The sequence below is a fragment of the Bradyrhizobium sp. USDA 372 genome (genome assembly GCF_053629095.1).
This window is the reverse complement of the sequence record NZ_JBRJHR010000001.1, coordinates 3,091,146-3,111,865: the sequence shown is the minus strand read 5'-3', so window position 1 is coordinate 3,111,865 and position 20,720 is coordinate 3,091,146. Positions and strand designations below refer to the sequence as shown.

Below are 20,720 nucleotides of genomic sequence, written 5' to 3'. Positions count from 1 at the left end.
AATTCGTAAACGCCTGAAAAAAGAACGTTATTCCCGATCGCCGATGATAGCGCGAAGGGAGCGGAATGCAAATTTCGAGCCGGAGGTAACCTTACTCGAGATCTCCGCGGCGATTGGTCATCCTATCACCAGTTAGCCACACTTGGCGATTTTCCAGTTCCACCCGGCTGCATTCCGCCGCGGGAGATGTCATAAATCACGCGTCCCGGCGATTTGACCGGTCCAAGAAGAAGTTGCGCTGAACGCTCCAATTCTTCTCGTCACGTCAATGAGGCGTCAGCTTGTCGTTTCCACCCATGTCATCGGCGATTCCGGTTGAAGCGCTCATTGGCTGGATGTCGCTGCTCACCTTCAAGCACGTCATCGCCGATTTCGTTCTTCAAACCGCCTGGATGGCGCACGGCAAGGACCAGAAGCATGGCTGGGCCCTGCCGCTCCTGGTGCACTGCCTGGTCCACCTTGCCGTCGCGCTGCCGCTGATCGTGATCGTGGCGCCGAGATTCTGGTTCGTTGCCTTCATCGACTTCGCGATCCACATCACGATCGACCGCGCCAAGGGATTCGTCTCCGCCAATTTCGGCGTCGACCTCGCCCATCCCTGGTTCTGGACCCTGATCGGCGTCGACCAGGCGCTGCATCACCTGACCGGCTTCGGCCTCTCCATCTTCATGGCGGCGAACTGAGGCCTGCGGCCCAGTGGCCAGACGTGGATGGCCGGGCAAGCCCCGGCCATGACGCTGTGGTGGCATTTGCGCTCCACTGCGCCACTCTGATTCACGGTAAGGGCGCAAGCACCCCGGGTGACTACCGGGCAGCGTGGTTAACCTTTCGTTAGAGAATTGCGCTGCATCTTCCCCACACGAGGGAGAACTGCAATGTTTTCAAGCCGCGATGCCTTTGAAAGCGATTTCTGCCCGGTCCGCGACGAACTCCTTGGCGAGATGTATCGCGCCAGCGAGAGTGGCCTGCCGAGGCTGGTTGAGAGTGTTTCCCCTGACGTGCGCGCCAGGCTGGCGCTGTTCTGCTACCACCGCAGCCATTTGCACTCGCTGGCGGTCGCGATCGCAGCGAGCTGCAGCGAGCGCGACCTGATCGAGAATGGCGGCCGCGTCGGCTCGACGCTCTTCGTGCTGTCGCGCGAACGCACGGCGAAAGCTTCAACGTCGCTGTCGGGAGGGCGCAAGCCGATCACGCTGTCGACCAAGCCGCTCTCGGTGCTCGCACCGCTCGATGACGAGCTCGACGACGAGATCGGCGAAGCGGTTCCGGCCTAAGAGATCTCGATAACGGGCAGGCCGAACTTCCGCCGCGCCATCGCGCATTCGGCGTCGCCCGGCATGCAGGTGCGGCACACCTCCGGCCGCACGTCATAGATACCGCAGGCCGTCGTCTTTCCGATCTCGCCTTGCAACGCCGCGCAGCGATCGCCCTCGCAGCGCATGCCCGATTGCCGGTCGTTGACGAGCGCCGCCGGGATCAGCGCAAGCTCCTCGTCGCTCTCGATCGAGAAGCGCGGCCAGTCTTGCGAATAGCCGCAGCAGGCACCGCAGCCCTGGCAACAGCTCGACAGCTCGGTCTCGTTCATCGTCCTCACGTGTCCTTCGGCGGACCCCAGACCAGACTCTGCCGCCATCTCGCGCGCAGCACGTCGCGCCGCTCCGGATATTTCTCGTCGAGATAGGTCGCCTCGACCACGCGGTCGGTGCGGAAGCTGCGGAAGTCGCCGCGCAGCTCGCACCAGGCCGCCAGCAGCCGCACCGCTTCGGGATAGCCGACCGAGATCGGCCAGATCATGCGCTCGCTGGGGCGGCCCTGTTCGTCGCGATAGCGCAGCATGATCTTCTTGCCTTCGTGGATCTGGGTGCGGGTGCGCGCCATGTCCAGGCGGTCGGGTTCCCGGTTCCAGCTCGGCCGCGCCCGACTCGCCGGCTCCAGCACGAAGGGGCGCAGGCGCTCCGGCACGGTGTCGGCGATCTTGGCCATCAAGTCTTCGGCCGCGCGCGCCAGCGCGGAATCGGCGTGCCCGGCGACCCATTGCGCGCCCAGCACGGCCGCCTCGATCTCGTCGGGCGTCAGCATCAAGGGCGGCAGGTCGAAACCCTTTTCCAGGATGTAACCCATGCCGGCTTCGCCGCGGATCGGCACGCGCTGGCCGATCAGGGTTGCGATGTCGCGATAGATGGTGCGCTTCGAAGTCTCGAGCTCGGCCGCGATCGCGTCCGCCGTCAACGGCTTACGCGTGCGTCTCAGCACCTGGATGATTTGAAACAGCCGGTCGGCGCGTCTCATGACAGGTCTCTTGTCGCTGCTTTTTCTAAGGTGGTGTTTTCAGAAGGCGGCGCGCGGCTGCTGACAGGATGTTGGCAGCAGGGGAGTTCTATACCGGGACAACACATCGACTGAAGAGGATTTGTCCATGATCATTCCAACCCATTTCGGCCAGGCCGGCCCGTTGTGGCGGAGCCAGCCTTTCCAGGTCCAGCCTTTCCAGGTCAAGGCACGGCAGGCTTGGGCCTTCAGCCGCCTCGTCTCGCTTGACGTCACAACAATTGTCGACCTCCGCCTCGCGCTCGCGACCGCCGCGACGCGATCGCTGGTCCATGCTGCGGACGCGCTGGTCCGCCATGTGATGGGCCGCGCCTGGCGAGGGGCCCGCTTCGCAGAAGATATCACGGCTGCTGCCACCATGGTGGCAGCAGCCGGCCGCTAGGTTCCTTCCACTCGTTCGACAGGTTCAGGAGAGCTTGCATGATCACGCTTTACGGCTTTGGCGCTGGCTTCGGCCTGCCGGAAATCAGCCCCTTCGTCAGCAAGACCGAGGTGCAGCTCAAGATGGCAGGACTGCCTTACCGGAAAGAGCGGGCGATGCCGCCGGCTTCGCCCAAGGGGCAGCTGCCCTTCATCGACGACGGCGGCGAGGCTGTGGCCGATTCCACCTTCATCCGGGCCCATATCGAGCGCCGCTACGGCTTCGATTTCGACGCCGGCCTCTCCCTGGCTGAGCGCGCGCAGGCCTGGGCGTTCGAGCGCATGATCGAGCATCACGTCTATTGGGCACTGGTCGGCGCGCGCTGGGTCGATCCGGTCAATTTCGCCAAGGGTCCTGCGCATTTCTTCGACGGCGCGCCCGAGCACAATCGCGAGAAGCTGCGCGAGGATGCGCAGTTCCGGGTCGCCGAGAACTATCTGCTCTCCGGTCTCGGCCGTCACGCGCCGGATGACGACGTCGATCTTGCCGTGCGTTCGCTGTTCGCGCTGTCGGTGCAGCTCGGCGACAAGGCGTACCTGATGGGCAACAGGCCCTGCGGCGTCGACGCGACCGCCTTCGGCGCGCTGGCCGGAATCCTGACGCCGTTCTTCGAATCCGCCTTGCGCGAGCGCACGGAGGGATTTCCGAACCTCACCGCCTATGTCGACCGCATGATGGACGATTATTATCCGGAGTTCGCCTGGACCCCGCTGCGGCAGGCGGCTTAGCCAAAGTGGGTCCGCGGGCGCGGTGCAACCTCTCCCGCTTGCGGGAGAGGTCGGCGCGAAGCGCCGGGTGAGGGCTTTCTCCTCTGGGGATTGTCTCTGCAGGCCTCGGACGGTCCCAACGCGGAGGCACCCTCTCCCCAACCCTCTCCCGCAAGCGGGAGAGGGGGCGCAGCAACGCTCGTAGCCACAGCTCGATCCACACATGAAAAGAGCCGGCCCATCGGGCCGGCCCTCGTCGTCTCAAATCTCGCTAAGCCTACTTCACCAGCGTGTACTTGCCATCCTTCACGGTGAGCAGGATGCGGGAGCGCTCGTCGAGGCCGTAGCGGTCCTTTTCGGTGAAGTTGTAGACGCCCTGGCTCGCCGCGAGTTCCTTCTCCGTCAGCAAGGCCTGGCGGATCGCTTCGCGGAATTCCGGCGTGCCGGGTTTTGCGGTCTTCAGCGCGGTCGGGATGATGCGCTTGAGGATCTCGAAGGCATCGTAGGAGTGACCTGCGAACTGGCTGCGGCTGTTCGGGCCATATTTGGCCTCATAGGCCGAGTTGAGCGCGAGACCCGGCTTCTTGGTGGCGGCTTCATCCGGCTGGTCCTCGGGATCCATGACGGGACCGGAGGCCATCAGCACGCCCTCGGCCGCTTTGCCGGCGATGCGGATGAAGTCCATGCTGGCGGCGCCATGGGTCTGGTAGATCAGGCCCTTGTAGCCGCGTTCGCGCAGCTCGGTCTGCGGCAGCGCGGCCGCGGTGCCGGAGGCACCGACCAGGATGGCATCGGGATTGGCGGCGACGAGCTTGAGCACCTGGCCGGTCACCGAAGTGTCGGGACGGGCGAAGCGCTCCTCGTCGACGATGGTCATGCCCATCGGCACGGCCTGCGCCTTCAAATCGTTGAACCAGAGGTCGCCGTAGGAATCGGAATAGCCGATGTAACCGAGCGTCTTCACGCCCTTGGCCTTCATGTGGTCGTACAGCACCTTGCCGACGATCGGAATCGGCTGCGGCATCGCCACCGACCACTTCATGCGCTCGGGCGTGATCGGGAACGGCGCCAGACCAAAGTGCGGGATACCGGCTTCATTGGCGACGTTGGAGACAGCAATGGTCGGCGGCGTCAGCGCCGAGCCCATGATGATGTCGGCCTTGGATTCGGTGACGAAGCGGCGGGCGTTGGTGGTGGCGGTGGTGGGATCGCCGCCGTCGTCGAGCACGATCACCTTCAGCGGCACGCCGCCGATCTCCTTCGGCACGAATTCCAGCGCGTTGCGCTCGGGAATGCCGAGGGCTGCACCCGGGCCGGTCGTGGTGGTGGTGATGCCGATGGTGACTTCGCTGGTCTGGGCCAGCGCGGGCAGCACTGGCAGCGCCAGCGCAGCCGCAGTGATGGCAGCGGTCAAATAAAAGCGTTTCATCTATTCCTCCCTTGACGTGTTTATTTGAAAGCAGAAATCGCGGGGTAATTCAGCCCCCTCTTTCGGTGATGCGGCGATTTAGCTCCGGACTTAACTCCCCGTGAATTTGGTGACCATTTCCGCCGGGAATGGTGCGGATTTCAGCTTGTCGGGATTATCGGGATCGCGGCCGACCAGGACGCGGGTCTCGAAACCCTCGATCGCGAGCGCCTCGCCCTTGTAGACGTTGTGCTTCACCTCGAAGCTCGAGCGCTTGATGCTCTCGATTCTGGTCTCGATGGTGATCCAGTCGCCATAGGTCGAAGGGATGTAGAACTTGGCCCGCGTGTCGACCATGGGGATGCCCACCAGGCCGTATTTGCGGACCAGGTCCTGCTTGGAGAAGCCGGCGGCCTCGAACAGGGTCGAGGTCGAATCGTCGAACATCGCGAAATAGCGCGGGTAATAGACGATGTTGGCGGGGTCGCAATCGCCCCACTGGATCTGGACCTCGCGCCGGTTCACGAACATCTGGCTGGCCTTACTCTGCGAATTTACTTGGGCGCCATGCGCAGCGAGCCGTCGAGGCGCACCACTTCGCCGTTCAGATAGGCGTTCTCGACCATGTGCAGCGCGAGCGCGGCGAACTCGTCGGCCTGGCCGAGCCGGCGCGGGAAGGGGATGGCGGCGGCGAGCGAGTCCTGGGCCTCCTGCGGCAGGTTCGCGAGCAGCGGCGTCAGGAACAGGCCGGGCGCAATCGTCAGCACGCGGACGCCGAACTGCGCGAGCTCGCGCGCGATCGGCAGCGTCATGCCGACGATGCCGCCCTTGGAGGCCGAATAGGCGGATTGGCCGATCTGGCCGTCATAGGCGGCAACGGAGGCGGTGTTGATGATGACGCCGCGCTCGCCGGTCGCCTGCGGCTCGAGCTTGGACATTTCGGTGGCGGCGAGACGCAGCATGTTGAAGGTGCCGATCAGGTTGACCTTGATCACCTTGTCGAAATCGGCAAGCGCCATCGGACCGTCGCGGCCGACCACGCGCTTGGCAACGCCGATGCCGGCGCAATTGACCAGCACGCGCGCCGGGCCATGGGCCTTGGTCGCCTGCGCGATCGCGGCTTCAGCGGAGGCGGCATCCGAGACGTCGCAGGTGACGGCAACGCCCTTGATCTCGGCGGCAACGGATTCCGCAAGCTTGGTGTTGAGGTCGCACACCGCGACCTTGGCGCCCTGCGCGGCCAGCTTTCTTGCGGTGGCCGCGCCAAGTCCTGATGCGCCGCCGGTGACGATGGCTGCCTGATCCTTCAACAACATGGCGTTCTCCTTTGATCGTTCTTATTAGGTGCGACCGGATCGGCCGGTCTGCTCCCTCTCCCCGTTCTTACGGGGAGAGGGTTGGGGTGAGGGGCTTGCTTCCGCGAATGCGGTGGCAGTGGGACTCGCGGCGGCTCCCCGTCACCCGAATTTGCGCTTTGCGCAAATTCGACCTCTCCCCGCAAGCGGGGAGAGGTGAAGAAAGAGCCGACTGGTTCATCCCAATTGTCATCTTAGCCGACCGATATCACACGGTTCGACGGATTGGCAGCGTAGAGCTCCTCGATCAGCTCGCCGCGATGCTCAAGCACCGCGCGCTGGTTGATCGAGCCCTTGTCGGTCACTTCGCCCTTGTCGATCGAGAGCGGCGTGTCCATCAGGATCGCGCGCGTGATCCGCGTCGAGGAACCCGTGGCCTGGCCGAGGAAACGGGTCAGGCGCTCGCGGAAAGCCTCGCGCACCAGGCGGTCGCGTGTCGCGACGACGAGATCGTCGGGCGGCAGCGTCGGGTTGATCAGGCGGCAGCCGTCGAGATCGAGCACGACCAGCGCGGAGACCTCGTCGCGGTTGATCCCGGCGATGACGACGTCGCGCACCAGCGGCGCGCAGGCCGCGGTGAGGCGCGCGCGCAGCGGGCCGACGCTGACCCAGGTGCCGCTCGCGAGCTTGAAGTCCTCGCTGACGCGGCCGTCGAAATCGAAGCCGGCATTGAAGTCATCGGGATCGGCGGGCTTGAGCGCGTCGCCCATCTTGTAAAATCCTTCCTCGTCGAAGGATTTTGCGGTGATGTCGCCTTGGCGCCAGTAGCCGGGCATCACGTTCGGCCCTTTGGCGCGCACCTCCAGCTTGCCGTTGTTCGGCACCAGCTTGGCGTCGTTGCCGGAGACGGGCAGGCCGACATGGCCGGAGCGGCTGGTGCGCGGATTGACCGACATGAAGAACGGCGCGGTCTCGGTCGCACCGAGACCGGTCAGCATCGGCACGCGATAGCCCTTCTCCTTCGCCGCGAGCTCGTCGAGGCTGTTCCAGACGAACGGCGACAGCGCCGCGCCGGAGAAGAACATCGCATGCAGCCGGTCGAAGAACTTGGCGCGCAAGCCCTGGTCGTCGCGCAAATAGGGCAGCAGCGATTCGTAGCCCTTGGGCACGTTGAAATAGACCGTCGGCGAAATTTCCCGGAGATTGCGCACGGTCTCCTCGATGCCGCCAGGCACCGGCTTGCCGGCGTCCAGATACATCGAGCCGCCGTTGTAGAGCGTCAGGCCGATATTGTGATTACCGCCAAAGGTGTGATTCCACGGCAACCAATCGATGATGACCGGCGGCTCGTCCTTCAGGAAGGCGAGCGTTTCGCGCAGCATCACCTGGTTGGCGCAGATCATGCGCTGGGTGTTGATGACGGCCTTGGGATTGCCGGTCGAACCCGAGGTCAGCAGGAATTTTGCGATCGTGTCGGGGCCGATCCTGGCGTGGACGTCGTCGAGATCGCCACGGATCGGCGTCGCCATGAGATCGGCGAGCAGGGTGACGTCGCGGCCCGGCACGTGCCCATAGGACGCGGCGATCTCGGTGCCGAGCGAGACGTTCGCGGCGAGCGCATCGGCGAACTTGTCGGCATCGTCGGCGAAGACGAGGCCCGGCGTCAGCAGCTTCATCAGATAGGACAGCTTGCCGTAGTCCTTCGACACCAGCGAATAGGCCGGCGACACCGGGCAGAACGGAACGCCGGCGTAGAACGCGCCGAAAGCGAGGAGCGCGTGGTCGATCGAATTGCCCGAGAGGATGACGACCGGCCGCTCCGCCGACAGGCCGCGCGCAATCAGGCTTGAAGCGATGTGCCGGCTCGCGGTGAGCAGCTCGGCATAGGTGATCTTGCGCCAGCCGCGACCACCTTCGCGCTCGGCCATGAAGACGCGGTCCGGCGTCGTCGTGGCCCAATGATGCAGGCGGTCGGTGATGCGGACCGGGTAGTCGCCGAGCGGCTGCTTTGGCCGCAAGTAAATCGTGCCGTCGTTGCGCCGCTCGATGTTGACGACGGGATCGCCGAACGAGATGGGCCGCAGCGGGAAATCGCTCGCGCCGCGCTCCATGCCGGAAGAGGATGGCTCCGCGCTCATGACTTTACGCTCATGATTTGGGCTTCACCTTCGCGGTCTTGTGCTCGAGGAATTCGCGGATCCGCCGTTTGGCCTCCTTGTCGCTCTGCGCGACGGTGGCCATCAGCGACTCCATCAACAGGCCGGTCTGCGGATTGGCCTCTGCGATCATCGGCAGCGCCTGGAGCACGGCAAAATTCGTCAGCGGGGCATTGGACGCCACCTTGGTCGCAAGCTCAAGCGCCTTCCCGAGCCCGTTGCCGGCCTCCGTCAGATATTGCGCGAAGCCGTAGGACGCGCCCTCGGTCGCGCTGTAGACGCGTCCCGTCAGCATCATGTCCATCATCCGGGCAACGCCGATCAGCCGCGGCAGCCGCACCGAGCCGCCACCGCCGACGAAAATGCCGCGCTGCCCCTCTGGCAGCGCGAAATAGGTCGAGGGCTCGGCGACGCGGATATGGGCCGCGCAGGCCAGCTCCAGCCCGCCGCCGATCACGGCGCCCCTGAGCGCTGCGATCACGGGCACGCGGCTGTACTGGATGCGGTCGAACACCCGGTGCCACATCTGGGAATGCAGCAGCCCGCCGGTGGCGTCGTGCTCGGTCAGCTCGGAGAGGTCGAGGCCTGAGGAGAAATGGTCGCCGATGCCATGGATGACGACCGCGCCGATGTCCTCGGGCAGGTTCGCAAAGCACTCGCCGATTTCCAGGATGATGCCGTCATTGAGCGCATTGCGCTTGGCCGGCCGGTTCAGACCCACGGTCAGAACCCGGTCCGCCCGCTCGATCCTCAAAAGCCCGGAGGCGCCCGCGTCCGCGGTCTCGGCGTTTCCCTGTGTCATTTGCGTCCTTGTCAGAATAGTTATGTTGTATAACGAATTTTGAGGGAGTCAAGGTGGGGGCACAGCCAGGTGGCGGGGCCCACCCTCTCCGCGAGCACCGGGGCCAGCGACAGAGCGGTGCGGGCCTACTCTTGCGCCACAAACTTGGCGAACGCGTCGCCGTAATCCGGGTGCCATCGCGACAATGGCGGGCGGTTCTCGACGATGTCGCCGGCGGCCCACAGCATGCGCTTCTCGTCGAGCGCCCGCGGCACGTCATTGTCCGGGCAGAGAATGTAGAAATCGCCGGCCTCCAGCCGCGCCAGCATGAAATCGACCGTCTGCTCCGGCGTCCAGGCGCCGGCCGGCTTCTCGGTGCGGCCCTTCGCGGTCAGGCCGGTGAAGACGAAGCCTGGGATCAGCAGGTGTGCCGTGACGCGACAGTCCTTCGTGTTGCGCAACTCGTGCTGGAGCGCCTCGGTGAACGCCTTCACGCCGGCCTTCGAGACATTGTAGGCGGGGTCGCCCGGCGGCGTGGTGATGCCCTGCTTGGAGCCGGTGTTGATGATGAGGCCGCATTTGCCGCGCGCGATCATGTTCGGCGCGAAGATGCGCGAGCCGTTGATGATGCCCCACATGTTGACGGCGATGATGCGCTGCCAATTGTCCGGCGCGTCGAACAACGTGCTGCCGGGCTGAATGCCGGCATTGTTCATGAGGACGTCGGTGCCGCCGAACCGCTCATGGACTGCGCGCTCGAGTTCCGTCACGCTCTCAATCTTGCTGACATCGACGGCCGAGGTCATCACGTTCGCGGCCGACGTAACGGATGACAGTTTTGTTGCAGCTTCTGCCAGGCGTGCCTCGTCGACATCCGCGATACACACTTTCATTCCAGCGCGCGCAAAGGCCGCAGCGGCGGCAAATCCGATGCCTGCTGCGCCACCCGTGATCACGGCAACATTGTCTTTGACGATGGCGGGATGTGACATGGATCGTCTCCGTGGAAAGCCTTCAGTCGAGCTATAGCATGGCAGCGATGCGACCCTGCACAAGTCGGCATGGGAGGTCTTCGTTCCGCGCTGCCTTTACGCTGATCAGGCACGGCTGTATCCTTTGCAGAACGATCCCGCCCAGATCGAACCAACCAATAACCGACAGGGAGTGCAGCCATGGCTGTGTCGCAGGCTATTCCGATCGCGCGCCATCCGTTCGCAAACGGGTCCTACAAGCAGATGCTGATCGACGGGAAGTGGGTCGATGCAGCCTCGGGCAAGCGCTTCGAGACCCGCAATCCCGCCACCGGCGAGCTGCTCGCAACCGTCGCCGAGGGCGACAAGGAAGACATCGATCGTGCGGTCGCGGCCGCCCGCCGCGCCTTCGAAGGTCCGTGGAGCAAGGTCAAGCCGTTCGAGCGGCAGAACTTGCTTCTGAGGCTCGCCGACCTCGTCGAGAAGAATTTCGACGAATTGTCGCAGCTCGATACGCTCGACATGGGCGCGCCGCTGAGCCGCACCCGTGCCTACCGCCTGCGCGCCGTCGGCATGCTGCGCTATTACGCCGGCCAGACCACCGCGATTCACGGCGAGACCATCGAGAACTCGCTGCCCGGCGAAATCTTCTCCTACACGCTGAAGGAACCGGTCGGCGTCGTCGGCGCGATCATCCCCTGGAATGGCCCGCTCACGGCGACGATCTGGAAGATCGGTCCTGCGATCGCGACCGGCTGCACCGTGGTGCTCAAGCCGGCCGAAGAAGCACCGCTGACCTCGCTGCGCATCGCCGAGCTTGCGATGGAAGCGGGCGTGCCGCCCGGCGTCATCAACGTCGTTCCCGGCTATGGCGAGACCGCGGGCGCGGCGCTCGCTTCGCATCACGACGTCGACAAGGTCGCCTTCACCGGCTCGCATGTCACGGGCCAGTCGATCATCCGTGCCTCGGCCGGCAACCTCAAGCGCGTCTCGCTCGAGCTCGGCGGCAAGTCGCCGGACATCGTGTTCGCCGATGCCGATCTCGACGCCGCCGTGCCGGGCGCGGCGATGGCGGTGTTCGCCAATTCGGGGCAGATCTGCAGCGCCGGCACGCGCCTGTTCGTCGAGCAGTCGATCTACGAGGAGTTCGTCGGCCGCGTCGCCGAGTTCGGCAAGAAGCTGCAGGTCGGCAACGGCCTCGATCCCAACGTGCAGATCGGCCCGCTGGTCTCCGAGCAGCAGCTCGAGCGCGTCACCGGCTATCTCGATATCGGTCAGAAGGAAGGCGCCCAGGCGCTCGCCGGCGGCGGCCGCGTCACCGAAGGCGCATTGTCGAAGGGCTTCTTCGTCTCGCCGACGGTGTTCGCGGGCGTCCAGGACAACATGCGCATCGCGCAGGAGGAGATTTTTGGCCCCGTCATCTCCGCGATCGCGTTCAAGGACATGGACGAGCTGGTCAAGCGCGCCAACAACACCACGTTCGGCCTCGGCTCCGGCCTCTGGACGCGCGACGTCAGCAAGGCCCATGCGGTGGCGAAACGCTTGCGTGCCGGCTCGGTGTGGGTCAACTGCTACCAGGCGATGGATCCGGCCGTGCCGTTCGGCGGCTACAAGATGAGCGGCTATGGCCGCGAGTCCGGCAAGCAGCACGTCGAGGAATATCTCAACGTGAAGGCCGTCTGGATCAAGACGGCGTAGCATCCATTCCTTCCCGCGTTCCGCGAGGGGGAATATCTATTTTTGCAGGGGCGGCGCCTTTTCGAAGGGCCGCCCCTCGCTATATGATCCGCATCCTTCCATAGAAAGTCGGTGTCAGCATGAAATTCGAGGCGTTGTTCAAGCCGTTGCAGGTCGGTCCGTACAAGCTTGCCCATCGCGTCGCGATGGCGCCGTTGACGCGTATGCGGGCCGAGCGCGAGAGCTTTTCGCCGCGCTCGCTCAACGCCGAATATTACGGTCAGCGCGCAACGAAGGGCGGTTTGCTGGTCGCCGAAGCTTCGCCGGTGCTCTCGCACGGCCGCGGCAACCCGGCGACACCCGGCATCTATTCGGACGCGCAGATCGCCGGCTGGCGCAAGGTGGTGGATGCCGTGCATGCCAAGGGCGGCATCATCTTCCTCCAGCTCTGGCATGTCGGCCGCGTCTCGCATTCCTCCTTCCACGGCGGTGAACTTCCGGTTTCGGCCTCGGCAATCCCGATCAAGGCCGAAGGCATGAAGGCGATGACGGCGGACGGCAAGATCGCCGAGTACGAGACGCCGCGCGCGCTGGAGACCGAGGAGGTGAAGGGCATCGTCGAGGCGTTCCGGCAGGGCGCCAAGAACGCGCTCGCCGCCGGCTTCGACGGCGTCGAGATCCACGGCGCCAACGGTTATCTGCTCGAGCAATTCCTGCAATCGCGCAGCAACCAGCGCACCGATCAGTATGGCGGCGGAATCGAGAACCGCGCGCGCCTGCTGCTCGAGGTCACGCAGGCCGCGATCGACGTCTGGGGCGCGAACCGCGTCGCCGTGCGGCTGTCGCCCCACGGCATCGCCAATGATTCCGGCGAACCCGACCCGATGCCGCTGTACACGCATGTGGTGAAGGCGCTCGACAAGCTGGGTCTCGCCTATCTGCATTTCATCGAGCCGCGCTCCAGCGGCACCGGCCGCGCCGATGTCCACTGGGAGAACGTGCCCTCCGCCATGATGCTGTTCCGCCCGCTCTACAGCGGCGTCTTGATGACGGCCGGCGGCTTCACCGGCGAGACCGCCAATGCGGCGATCGCGGAGGGCCACGCCGACATCATCGCCTTCGGCCGCATCTTCATCTCCAATCCGGATCTGCCGCGGCGCCTCGAGCATGATTATCCGATCACGCCGTACAACCGCGCGACGTTCTACGGCGGCGAGGAGAAGGGGTACACGGATTATCCGGCGTATGACGAACTGACGCCGGCCTAATCTCACCCGTCATTCCGGGGCGACGCGCAGCGTCGAGCCCGGAATCTATTTCAGTCTTGGCTTGCCGCCAATGGATTCCGGGCTCGCGACTTCGTCGCGCCCTGGAATGACGATCTTGATTTGTGGCGCGGCCGCCACCACAATTTCCGTCATTGCGAGCGCAGCGAAGCAATCCAGAATCTTTCCGCGGAGACGGCCTGGATTGCTTCGCTGCGCTCGCAATGACGACGGAGAGAGACGATGGCCAAAGCCGCAGCCGCCGCAGGGATCGCCACCGGCCAATGCCTCTGCGGCAAGGTCACCTTCGAGATCGACGTGCCTGCGCGCTGGGCTTGGCATGATCATTCCGCCGCCAGCCGCCGCGCTCACGGCGCGGCCTACGCAACCTATGTCGGAAGCTGGAAGAAGCGCTTCCGCATCACCGCCGGCAAGTCCGCGCTGACCCGCTACGAGGACAAGGCGACGAAGACCGCGCGCAGCTTCTGCTCGCATTGCGGCACGCCGATCATGTACGAACGTCCGCGCGGCCCGCACATGGTCAACATCCCGCGTGCGCTGTTCAGCGAGCGCACCGGCCGCCAGCCGCTCTATCACATCGCCATCGAGGAGCTGCAGGAATGGGCCTATACCGGCGAGCCCCTGGTGCCGCTGAAGGGCTTTCCCGGCGTCGTCTGGCAGCGCGCGAAAAAGAAGAAGCGCCCGGGCGGCGAGGATCCGTTCGAACTCGGTCGCGAGGAGATGTAGGGCAAGTCGCGCACTCCGCGCGTGCCCAGGACGCAGTGCGGCGCGAAGTGCCGCACTGCTGAGCCGGGGCCCATGCATCTGCGAGTTCGGCAACTGGGTCCCGGCTCTGCGTCGCAACGTTGCACGTTGCGCCGCGTCCGGGACACGAGAGCGTGGTTTGCCTCTCCCGCGCAACGCAGCCATGACAGCGCTTTCTTGCGCGTCTGCCGACACTTCGGCCATCATGCCTCGTCCTTGCGGCAACGGTCCGCTCCTGGAGGAAACATGAAGAACAAGATCACCGGCCGCTCCGCCTTTCTCGCGCTGCTCAAGGACGAGGGCATCACGCATCTGTTCGGCAATCCCGGCACCACCGAGCTGCCGATCATGCACGCGCTGAAGGACCATCCCGATCTCACCTATGTGATGGCGATGCAGGAGAGCCTGGTGGTCGCGATCGCCGACGGTTACAGCCGCGCTTCGGGTAAGCTCGTCGCCTGCAACGTCCATGTCGCGCCCGGCCTCGGCAATGCGATGGGCTCGCTCTACAACGCCCAGTTCACGGGCACGCCGATGATCTTGACCGCGGGCCAGCAGGAGCAGGGCCACGGCCTGATGGAGCCGGTGCTCTACGGCCCGCTGGTGCGCATGGCCGAGCCGCTGGTGAAATGGGCGGTCGAGGTGACGCGGCTGGAGGACCTGCCGCGCATCGTGCGCCGCGCCGCCAAGGTGGCGATGACGCCACCGACCGGGCCGGTGTTCATCTCGCTGCCCGGCGACATCCTCAACAGCGAAGCCGGCATCGATCTCGGCCGCTCCACCCGCATCGATGCACGCACGAAACCATCGGACGAGGCGCTGAAGGCCTTTGCCGCACGCCTGCTCAAGGCCGAGCGTCCTGTGATCGTCACCATGGACGAGGTGGTCAAGAGCGACGCGCTGAAGGAGGCCGCCGAACTGGCCGAGCTGCTCGGCGCTGCGGCCTATCAGTCCTCGACACCGTACGGCTCGCACTTCCTCTCGGAAAGCCCGAGCTTCGTCGGCACGCTCGCGCGCGTGCAGAAGGCCGCCCGCGATACGCTCGCGCCGTATGATCTGCTGATCGCGCTCGGCGGCGATCCCTTGCGGATGTCGGTCTACAGCGAGGTCGACGCGCTGCCTGACGGCCTCGGCATCGTGCAGATCGGCCTCGTCGATTGGGAGATCGCCAAGAATTACGGTGCCGAGATCGCGCTGAAGGCGGATCTGAAGGAAACGCTGCGCGCGCTGATCCCGGTGCTGAAGGAGATGGGCGGCGCGACCCTCGCGAGCCGCGCAAGGCAGCGTCTCGCCGAGCTCGCGCCGAAGAACTGGACCGCGCGCCGCGCCGCTTTGGTCGAGCAGATCGGCAAGAGCGCCGGCCGCACGCCGATCGATCCGGACTTCCTCGTGCTGCAAATGGTCGAGGCCATGCCTGATAACGCCATCCTGGTCGATGAAGGCCTCACCTCCAGCCGCCAGGTCACGGCCCTGCGGCCGCATCGCGATCGCTACGGCTATCACGGCCTCGCCTCCGGCGGCATCGGCTGGGGCCTGCCGGCCTCGGTCGGGGCCAGCATTGCCAATCCGGATCGACCCGTCGTGTGCTTCTCCGGCGATGGCAGCGCGATGTACTCGATTCAGTCGCTCTGGACTGCCGCCCACCACAAGCTGCCGCTCAACGTCGTCATCGCCAACAATGGCGGCTATCGCATCATCAAGCAGCGCCTGCTCGCCTTCCACGGCGACGACAATTACGTCGGCATGGATTTCGTCGATCCGCCGGTGGATTTCGCTGGCATGGCGAAAGCGCTCGGCTGCGAGGCGATCAAGGTCAGCGATCCCCGCGAGCTGAGGGCGACGCTGACGTCGGCGTTCAATCGGCCGGGGACGAAGCTGATCGAGGTGATGGTGGACGGAAAGGTGTAGGTCGGGCTCTATCCACCGTCATTGCGAGCGCAGCGAAGCAATCCAGGATCTCTCCGCGGTGGCGGTCTGGATTGCTTCCGCCTTCGCTAAAGCTTCGGCGGACAAGTCGCTGCGCTCGCAATGACGAGAGGAAGCAGCTACACCTTCCTCCCCACGCGATATCCCGCTGCCGGATGCGGCGCATCTAACCTCGCACGCCCCCCACCAAACAGCTTCTCCCGCAACGTGCCCTTGGCATACTCGCTCTTGTACCGCCCGCGCCGGGTCAGCTCAGGCACCAGCATGTCGGCGATATCCTCGAAGTCGCCGGGCGAGATCGCGAACGCGACGTTGAGCCCGTCGACGTCGGTCTTCTCGAACCAGTCCTCGATCTTGTCCGCGACCATCTCGGGCGTGCCGACCACGACCGGGCCGGCGCCGCCGATGCCGACATGCTCGATGACGTCGCGCACGGTCCAGACGCGGTCGGGATCGGCGCGGGTGACGTTGTCCATGGCGCTGCGGCCGGCATCGTTCTGGACGTGCCGCACCTGCTGGTCGAGGTCGTAGCCGGAGAAGTCGACGCCGGTCCATCCCGACATCAGCGCCAGCGCGCCTTCGGGGCTGATGTGGCGGCGATAATCGGCGTATTTTTCCTTTGCCTCGGCTTCCGTCCGTCCGAGGATGATCGTCATCATCGAGAACATCAGGATCTCGGCCGGGTTGCGGCCGAGCGCGGCGGCCTCCTGCCGGATCGCAGAGACGCGCGGCGCAATCACCTTGGCCGACGGTCCCGACATGAACACGCACTCGGCATGCCTGGCCGCGAATTGCCGGCCCCGCGGCGAGGTGCCGGCCTGGTACAGCACGGGCGTACGCTGCGGCGAGGGCTCGCTGAGATGAATGGTGTTGTTGATGCGGTAATTCGCGCCCTCGTGATTGACGCGATGAACCTTTGCCGGATCGGTGAAGATGCCGCGCTTGCGGTCGCGCAGCACGGCATCGTCCTCCCAGCTGCCTTCCCAGAGCTTGTAGACGACCTCCATATATTCGTCGGCGATGTCGTAGCGGTCGTCATGCCCGGTCTGCTTGTCCTTGCCCGCGCCGCGCGCGGCGCTGTCGAGATAGCCGGTCACGACATTCCAGCCGATCCGCCCCTCGGTGAGGTGATCGAGCGTCGACATCCGCCGCGCGAACGGGTAGGGCGGCTCGAACGACAGATTGCTGGTGACGCCGAAGCCGAGATTTTGCGTCACTGCGGCCATCGCCGACAGCAGCAGCAGCGGCTCGTTTGACGGCGTCTGCGCTGCATTGCGCAAAGCTGCGTCAGGGCTGTTGCCATAGACGTCATAGACGCCGAGCACGTCCGCCAGGAACAGCCCGTCGAAGCGGCCGCGCTCCAGCGTCTTGGCCAGATCAATCCAGTAGGGCAGGCGATTATAGTCGGCGGTGCGGTCGCGTGGATGGGTCCACAGGCCCGGCGACTGGTGCGCGACGCAATTCATCGCAAAGGCGTTGAGCCTGATCTCTTTGGCCATGCTGGTCCCTCGGCGCCCCTGTACTGAGCGCTCTTCGAATGATAGATGTGCCCGAACTTGGCGAACTTCTTGCATATCGCTTGCGCTTGGCAAGGCCAAAGTCGGCGTCGCAGCTGCGCTCGGCAGGCCAATCCTAGGGAAGCAAGAACGAAATCCCAAGAGAGCTACAAGAAAACTACAAGAGAACTACAAGAGCAATCCAAGTCCCCGCCACTTTCGAGGGCCACCCCGTATCGGGTAAGGTCCTTCGTCTCACAGCCTCGAAAAGCAAGTATGACCAGAGCCGACGCCATCGCCCGCGCCCGTGAGGATTTCAAGTCCGGCGCGTTCCTCGCTGAACTCGACCGCCGCGTCGCCTACAAGACCGAGAGCCAGAATCCGCAGCGCGGCCCCGAGCTGCGTGCCTATCTGGAACAGGAGATGCAGCCGGCTTTCGCCGCGCTCGATTTTTCCAGCCGCATCGTCGAATCCCCGAGCGGCAAGGCGCCGTTCCTGTTCGCCGAGCACCACGAGAGCGCGTCCGCGCCGACCGTGCTGGTCTACGGCCATGGCGACGTCGTCGACGGCATGGAACGCGAGTGGCGCGATGGCCGCGATCCCTGGCGCACCAATGTTGCGGGGACGCGCCTCTACGGCCGCGGCACCGCCGACAACAAGGGCCAGCACAGCATCAACATGGCGGCGCTCCGCGCAGTGCGCGACGCGCGTGGCGGCAAGCTCGGCTTCAACGCCAAATTCATCATCGAGATGGGCGAGGAGATCGGCTCGCCCGATCTCGGCAAGGTCTGCGATCTCCATCGCGACGCGCTCAAGGCCGATTTGTTCATGGCCTCGGACGGGCCGCGCCTCTCGGCCGATCGGCCGACGCTCTTTCTCGGCTGCCGTGGCGGCATCCGCATCCATCTCGACGTGAACTTGCGCGACGGCGGTCACCATTCCGGCAATTGGGGCGGCGTGCTCGCCAACCCCGCGACCATCCTGGTCAACGCGATCTCCACCCTGGTCGACGGCCATGGCCGTCTCCAGCTCGATGCGCTGAAGCCGCCGCGCCTCACCAACCAGATCCGCAGCTATCTTGCCGACGTCGAGGTGGTGCCGACCGCGGACGAGCCCGCACTCGCGGAGAACTGGGGCGAGGAGGGGCTTTCGGCCGCCGAACGGCTCTACGCCTGGAACACGCTGGAAGTGCTGGCGATGTCCTCAGGCAATATCGAGAAGCCGGCCAACGCTATTCCGGGCCAGGCCAACGCCGTGCTGCAACTGCGTTTCGTGGTCGGGACGAAGGTCGAGGGGCTGATCGAGGCGATCCGTGCGCACCTGGTCGGACGCGGTTTCCCGATGGTCGAGGTGCGCGCGGCGCAGAGTTTTGCTGCATCGCGCACCGATTTCGACAGCCCGTGGATCAAATGGGCCGCGGATTCGGTGCAGGAGACCACCGGCAAGGCGCCGGCCGTGCTGCCGAATTTCGGCGGTTCGCTGCCCAATGACGTGTTCTCCGAGATCCTCGGCCTGCCGACGATCTGGGTGCCGCACTCCTATCCCGGCTGCTCCCAGCATGCGCCCAATGAGCACATCCTGCTGCCATTGACCGAAGAGGCCTTGACGGTGATGGCCGGGCTGTTCTGGGATCTCGGCGAGTTGCCGGCGCCGTTAACCTGAGCCGTTAATCCAGCCGAAAGTTACATTCTAATCCGGCCCGATTTGTGCTTGCATCCGGGCCGCACCATCCGAAAGGGGAAGTAAAACGTGAAACATTTCCGTCACATCGGGCTCGCGCTCGCCGCGACCTTCGTCGTCAGCCAGGCCGGGGCCCAGGAGCTGACCGGCACGCTGAAGAACATCAAGGACACCGGCGCGATCACGCTCGGTTTCCGCGACTCCTCGATCCCGTTCTCCTATCTCGACGACAACCAGAAGCCGGTCGGGTTCGCGATGGACATCTGCTACAAGATCGTCGACGCCGTGAAGAAGGAGCTCAAGCTCGACAAGCTCGAGGTCAAGCTCAACCCGGTGACGTCGGCGACCCGTATCCCGCTGATGGCCAACGGCACCATCGATCTCGAATGCGGCTCGACCACCAACAATGCCGAGCGCCAGAAGCAGGTTGCCTTCACCAACACCCACTTCCTGACCGCGAGCCGCTACGTCTTCAAGAAATCGAGCGGCCTGAAGTCGATCGAGGACCTCAAGGGCAAGACCGTGGTCTCGACCGCCGGCACCACCAATATCAAGCAGCTCACCGAGGCCAACGTCGCCAAGGGCCTCGGCGCCAACATCATTCCCGCCAAGGATCACGCCGAGGCCTTCCTGATGGTCGAGACCGATCGCGCGATCGCCTTCGTCATGGACGACATCCTGCTCGCGAGCCTCGTCGCCGGCTCGAAGTCGCCGGGCGATTATGAGGTCTCCAAGGACGCGTTCTCCAAGCCCGAGCCCTACGGCATCATGCTGCGCAAGGACGACGCGCCGTTCAAGAAGGTGGTCGATGCTGCGACCGCCGCGCTCTACACCTCGGGCGAGGCCGAGAAGATCTACAACAAGTGGTTCACCCAGAAGATCCCGCCGAAGGGCCTGAACCTCAACACGCCGATCTCGGCCGAGCTGAAGAACGAGTTCGCCAAGCCGACGGACTCGCCGAACCCGGACGATTACAAGTAAGATGCATCATCCGCCTCTCCCCGTTTGCGGGGGGAGGCGGTACATTCGGCCTTTTCTGGAGGGAGAATGGCCGGACATTTGCATAGGCGCCCAGGACATCCATGACGGGCGCGTTCGCGCGGGGGACACGTGAACTACAACTGGAACTGGGGAATTTTCTTCCAGCCGAATCCGATGGGGACCGGCACCTATCTCGACATGCTGCTGTCGGGTTTGGCGCTGACCCTCAAGACCGCGGCGTTGGCCTGGGTGATCGCGCTGATCACAGGATCGATCGTCGGCGTCATGCGCACGCTGCCGTCGAAAGGCGCCAATTGGTTCGGCTTCGCCTACGTCGAATTCTTCCGCAACATGCCGCTGCTGGTGCAGCTCTTCCTGTGGTTCTTCGTGCTGCCGGAGATCCTGCCGAGGGCCGCGGGCCTGTGGCTGAAGCAATTGCCGAACGCGCCGTTCTGGACGGCTGCGATCGGGGTCGGCTTCTTCATGTCGGCGCGCGTGGCCGTGCAGCTGCAGGCCGGCATCTCCTCGTTGCCGCGCGGGCAGAAGATGGCGGCGACTGCGCTCGGCCTGACCACCGTGCAGGGCTATCGCTACGTGCTGCTGCCGATGGCCTTCCGCATCATCCTGCCGCCGCTGACGTCCGAATTCCTCAACACCATCAAGAACACCGCGGTCGCCATCACCATCGGCCTGCTCGAGCTGACCGGACAGGCGCGCTCGATGCAGGAATTCTCGTTCCAGGTGTTCGAGGCCTTCACCGCCGCGACCATCCTCTATCTCCTCGTCAACGCCGTCGTCGTCACCGCCATGCGCTTCCTCGAGCGCTGGGTGGCGATCCCCGGCTACATCACGGGGAAATAAGC

The 20,720-nt window shown here is 64.8% G+C and carries 20 protein-coding genes; 11 read left to right on the top strand and 9 right to left on the bottom strand.

Annotated features, from left to right (window positions below):
- Nucleotides 1–335: 335 nt before the first annotated feature.
- Nucleotides 336–683: a DUF3307 domain-containing protein gene (locus tag AB7M16_RS14795; RefSeq protein WP_172787180.1), complete on the top strand. Its 348-nt coding sequence runs from the start codon at nt 336–338 to the stop codon at nt 681–683.
- A gap of 192 nt (nt 684–875) precedes the next feature.
- Nucleotides 876–1,274, top strand: coding sequence for a hypothetical protein (locus AB7M16_RS14790; RefSeq protein WP_453944312.1), 399 nt, complete (start codon nt 876–878; stop codon nt 1,272–1,274).
- Here the strand turns inward: AB7M16_RS14790 and AB7M16_RS14785 are convergent.
- Complete coding sequence (locus tag AB7M16_RS14785; RefSeq protein WP_453944311.1) at nt 1,271–1,585, bottom strand: YkgJ family cysteine cluster protein; 315 nt, start codon at nt 1,583–1,585, stop codon at nt 1,271–1,273. The two genes, AB7M16_RS14790 and AB7M16_RS14785, sit on opposite strands and share 4 nt — an antisense overlap.
- 5 nt (nt 1,586–1,590) lie before the next feature.
- On the bottom strand, nt 1,591–2,289 hold the full coding sequence (locus tag AB7M16_RS14780; protein WP_453944310.1) for a helix-turn-helix transcriptional regulator: 699 nt from the start codon (nt 2,287–2,289) through the stop codon (nt 1,591–1,593).
- A 127-nt stretch (nt 2,290–2,416) separates the two neighbouring features.
- Here AB7M16_RS14780 and AB7M16_RS14775 point away from each other — a divergent pair, with 127 nt between their 5' ends.
- On the top strand, nt 2,417–2,710 hold the full coding sequence (locus AB7M16_RS14775; RefSeq protein WP_212260088.1) for a hypothetical protein: 294 nt from the start codon (nt 2,417–2,419) through the stop codon (nt 2,708–2,710).
- A 38-nt stretch (nt 2,711–2,748) separates the two neighbouring features.
- Nucleotides 2,749–3,477 (top strand): glutathione S-transferase family protein, encoded by a 729-nt coding sequence (locus AB7M16_RS14770; RefSeq protein WP_453944309.1) that lies wholly within the window; start codon nt 2,749–2,751, stop codon nt 3,475–3,477.
- Between the two features lie 256 nt (nt 3,478–3,733).
- Here the strand turns inward: AB7M16_RS14770 and AB7M16_RS14765 are convergent, their stop codons facing one another.
- The 6 genes from AB7M16_RS14765 to AB7M16_RS14740 all read right to left on the bottom strand — a co-directional run bounded on the left by AB7M16_RS14765 (nt 3,734) and on the right by AB7M16_RS14740 (nt 10,088).
- On the bottom strand, nt 3,734–4,885 hold the full coding sequence (locus AB7M16_RS14765) for an ABC transporter substrate-binding protein (RefSeq protein ID WP_260381064.1): 1,152 nt from the start codon (nt 4,883–4,885) through the stop codon (nt 3,734–3,736).
- Nucleotides 4,886–4,975: 90 nt separating this feature from the next.
- Nucleotides 4,976–5,395, bottom strand: a complete 420-nt coding sequence (locus AB7M16_RS14760) for an acyl-CoA thioesterase (protein ID WP_172787078.1) — start codon at nt 5,393–5,395, stop codon at nt 4,976–4,978.
- A gap of 23 nt (nt 5,396–5,418) precedes the next feature.
- The gene (locus AB7M16_RS14755) at nt 5,419–6,180 is read right to left on the bottom strand and encodes an SDR family NAD(P)-dependent oxidoreductase (protein ID WP_172787079.1); all 762 of its coding nucleotides are present in this window, start codon (nt 6,178–6,180) and stop codon (nt 5,419–5,421) included.
- A 233-nt stretch (nt 6,181–6,413) separates the two neighbouring features.
- Nucleotides 6,414–8,297, bottom strand: coding sequence for a feruloyl-CoA synthase (locus tag AB7M16_RS14750; protein WP_439401612.1), 1,884 nt, complete (start codon nt 8,295–8,297; stop codon nt 6,414–6,416).
- 10 nt (nt 8,298–8,307) lie between these two features.
- The gene (locus tag AB7M16_RS14745; RefSeq protein ID WP_172787081.1) at nt 8,308–9,117 is read right to left on the bottom strand and encodes a crotonase/enoyl-CoA hydratase family protein; all 810 of its coding nucleotides are present in this window, start codon (nt 9,115–9,117) and stop codon (nt 8,308–8,310) included.
- A 125-nt stretch (nt 9,118–9,242) separates the two neighbouring features.
- Complete coding sequence (locus AB7M16_RS14740; RefSeq protein ID WP_172787082.1) at nt 9,243–10,088, bottom strand: SDR family NAD(P)-dependent oxidoreductase; 846 nt, start codon at nt 10,086–10,088, stop codon at nt 9,243–9,245.
- A 180-nt stretch (nt 10,089–10,268) separates the two neighbouring features.
- On the opposite strand from AB7M16_RS14740, the gene AB7M16_RS14735 reads away from it, so the two are divergent.
- The 4 genes from AB7M16_RS14735 (at nt 10,269) to AB7M16_RS14720 (ending at nt 15,682) form a co-directional block, all read left to right on the top strand.
- Complete coding sequence (locus AB7M16_RS14735) at nt 10,269–11,765, top strand: aldehyde dehydrogenase family protein (RefSeq protein WP_172787083.1); 1,497 nt, start codon at nt 10,269–10,271, stop codon at nt 11,763–11,765.
- Between the two features lie 119 nt (nt 11,766–11,884).
- Nucleotides 11,885–13,012: an alkene reductase gene (locus AB7M16_RS14730; RefSeq protein ID WP_453944308.1), complete on the top strand. Its 1,128-nt coding sequence runs from the start codon at nt 11,885–11,887 to the stop codon at nt 13,010–13,012.
- Nucleotides 13,013–13,252: 240 nt separating this feature from the next.
- Nucleotides 13,253–13,756: a GFA family protein gene (locus AB7M16_RS14725; RefSeq protein WP_453944307.1), complete on the top strand. Its 504-nt coding sequence runs from the start codon at nt 13,253–13,255 to the stop codon at nt 13,754–13,756.
- Nucleotides 13,757–14,020: 264 nt separating this feature from the next.
- Nucleotides 14,021–15,682 (top strand): thiamine pyrophosphate-binding protein, encoded by a 1,662-nt coding sequence (locus tag AB7M16_RS14720; protein WP_453944306.1) that lies wholly within the window; start codon nt 14,021–14,023, stop codon nt 15,680–15,682.
- A gap of 137 nt (nt 15,683–15,819) precedes the next feature.
- On the opposite strand, the gene AB7M16_RS14715 is transcribed toward AB7M16_RS14720, so the two are convergent.
- The gene (locus AB7M16_RS14715) at nt 15,820–17,199 is read right to left on the bottom strand and encodes an LLM class flavin-dependent oxidoreductase (protein WP_453944305.1); all 1,380 of its coding nucleotides are present in this window, start codon (nt 17,197–17,199) and stop codon (nt 15,820–15,822) included.
- Nucleotides 17,200–17,472: 273 nt separating this feature from the next.
- On the opposite strand from AB7M16_RS14715, the gene AB7M16_RS14710 reads away from it, so the two are divergent.
- The 3 genes from AB7M16_RS14710 (at nt 17,473) to AB7M16_RS14700 (ending at nt 20,718) form a co-directional block, all read left to right on the top strand.
- Nucleotides 17,473–18,858: a M20 family metallopeptidase gene (locus AB7M16_RS14710; RefSeq protein ID WP_453944304.1), complete on the top strand. Its 1,386-nt coding sequence runs from the start codon at nt 17,473–17,475 to the stop codon at nt 18,856–18,858.
- 87 nt (nt 18,859–18,945) lie between these two features.
- Nucleotides 18,946–19,857 (top strand): amino acid ABC transporter substrate-binding protein, encoded by a 912-nt coding sequence (locus AB7M16_RS14705; RefSeq protein WP_172787089.1) that lies wholly within the window; start codon nt 18,946–18,948, stop codon nt 19,855–19,857.
- Between the two features lie 129 nt (nt 19,858–19,986).
- Entirely contained in the window at nt 19,987–20,718 is a 732-nt protein-coding gene (locus AB7M16_RS14700) for an amino acid ABC transporter permease (protein ID WP_035997279.1), read from the top strand.
- The last annotated feature ends 2 nt before the right edge of the window (nt 20,719–20,720 follow it).

What these genes read in the sequence shown, in the direction of transcription:
- AB7M16_RS14740 (WP_172787082.1), bottom strand. Translation starts at nt 10,088, where the DNA reads ATGTCACATCCCGCCATCGTCAAAGACAATGTTGCCGTGATCACGGGT.
- AB7M16_RS14785 (WP_453944311.1), bottom strand. Translation starts at nt 1,585, where the DNA reads ATGAACGAGACCGAGCTGTCGAGCTGTTGCCAGGGCTGCGGTGCCTGC.
- AB7M16_RS14775 (WP_212260088.1), top strand. Translation starts at nt 2,417, where the DNA reads ATGATCATTCCAACCCATTTCGGCCAGGCCGGCCCGTTGTGGCGGAGC.
- AB7M16_RS14720 (WP_453944306.1), top strand. Translation starts at nt 14,021, where the DNA reads ATGAAGAACAAGATCACCGGCCGCTCCGCCTTTCTCGCGCTGCTCAAG.
- AB7M16_RS14765 (WP_260381064.1), bottom strand. Translation starts at nt 4,885, where the DNA reads ATGAAACGCTTTTATTTGACCGCTGCCATCACTGCGGCTGCGCTGGCG.
- AB7M16_RS14710 (WP_453944304.1), top strand. Translation starts at nt 17,473, where the DNA reads ATGACCAGAGCCGACGCCATCGCCCGCGCCCGTGAGGATTTCAAGTCC.
- AB7M16_RS14790 (WP_453944312.1), top strand. Translation starts at nt 876, where the DNA reads ATGTTTTCAAGCCGCGATGCCTTTGAAAGCGATTTCTGCCCGGTCCGC.
- AB7M16_RS14730 (WP_453944308.1), top strand. Translation starts at nt 11,885, where the DNA reads ATGAAATTCGAGGCGTTGTTCAAGCCGTTGCAGGTCGGTCCGTACAAG.
- AB7M16_RS14770 (WP_453944309.1), top strand. Translation starts at nt 2,749, where the DNA reads ATGATCACGCTTTACGGCTTTGGCGCTGGCTTCGGCCTGCCGGAAATC.
- AB7M16_RS14750 (WP_439401612.1), bottom strand. Translation starts at nt 8,297, where the DNA reads ATGAGCGCGGAGCCATCCTCTTCCGGCATGGAGCGCGGCGCGAGCGAT.
- AB7M16_RS14780 (WP_453944310.1), bottom strand. Translation starts at nt 2,289, where the DNA reads ATGAGACGCGCCGACCGGCTGTTTCAAATCATCCAGGTGCTGAGACGC.
- AB7M16_RS14760 (WP_172787078.1), bottom strand. Translation starts at nt 5,395, where the DNA reads ATGTTCGTGAACCGGCGCGAGGTCCAGATCCAGTGGGGCGATTGCGAC.
- AB7M16_RS14735 (WP_172787083.1), top strand. Translation starts at nt 10,269, where the DNA reads ATGGCTGTGTCGCAGGCTATTCCGATCGCGCGCCATCCGTTCGCAAAC.
- AB7M16_RS14755 (WP_172787079.1), bottom strand. Translation starts at nt 6,180, where the DNA reads ATGTTGTTGAAGGATCAGGCAGCCATCGTCACCGGCGGCGCATCAGGA.
- AB7M16_RS14745 (WP_172787081.1), bottom strand. Translation starts at nt 9,117, where the DNA reads ATGACACAGGGAAACGCCGAGACCGCGGACGCGGGCGCCTCCGGGCTT.
- AB7M16_RS14795 (WP_172787180.1), top strand. Translation starts at nt 336, where the DNA reads ATGTCGCTGCTCACCTTCAAGCACGTCATCGCCGATTTCGTTCTTCAA.
- AB7M16_RS14725 (WP_453944307.1), top strand. Translation starts at nt 13,253, where the DNA reads ATGGCCAAAGCCGCAGCCGCCGCAGGGATCGCCACCGGCCAATGCCTC.
- AB7M16_RS14715 (WP_453944305.1), bottom strand. Translation starts at nt 17,199, where the DNA reads ATGGCCAAAGAGATCAGGCTCAACGCCTTTGCGATGAATTGCGTCGCG.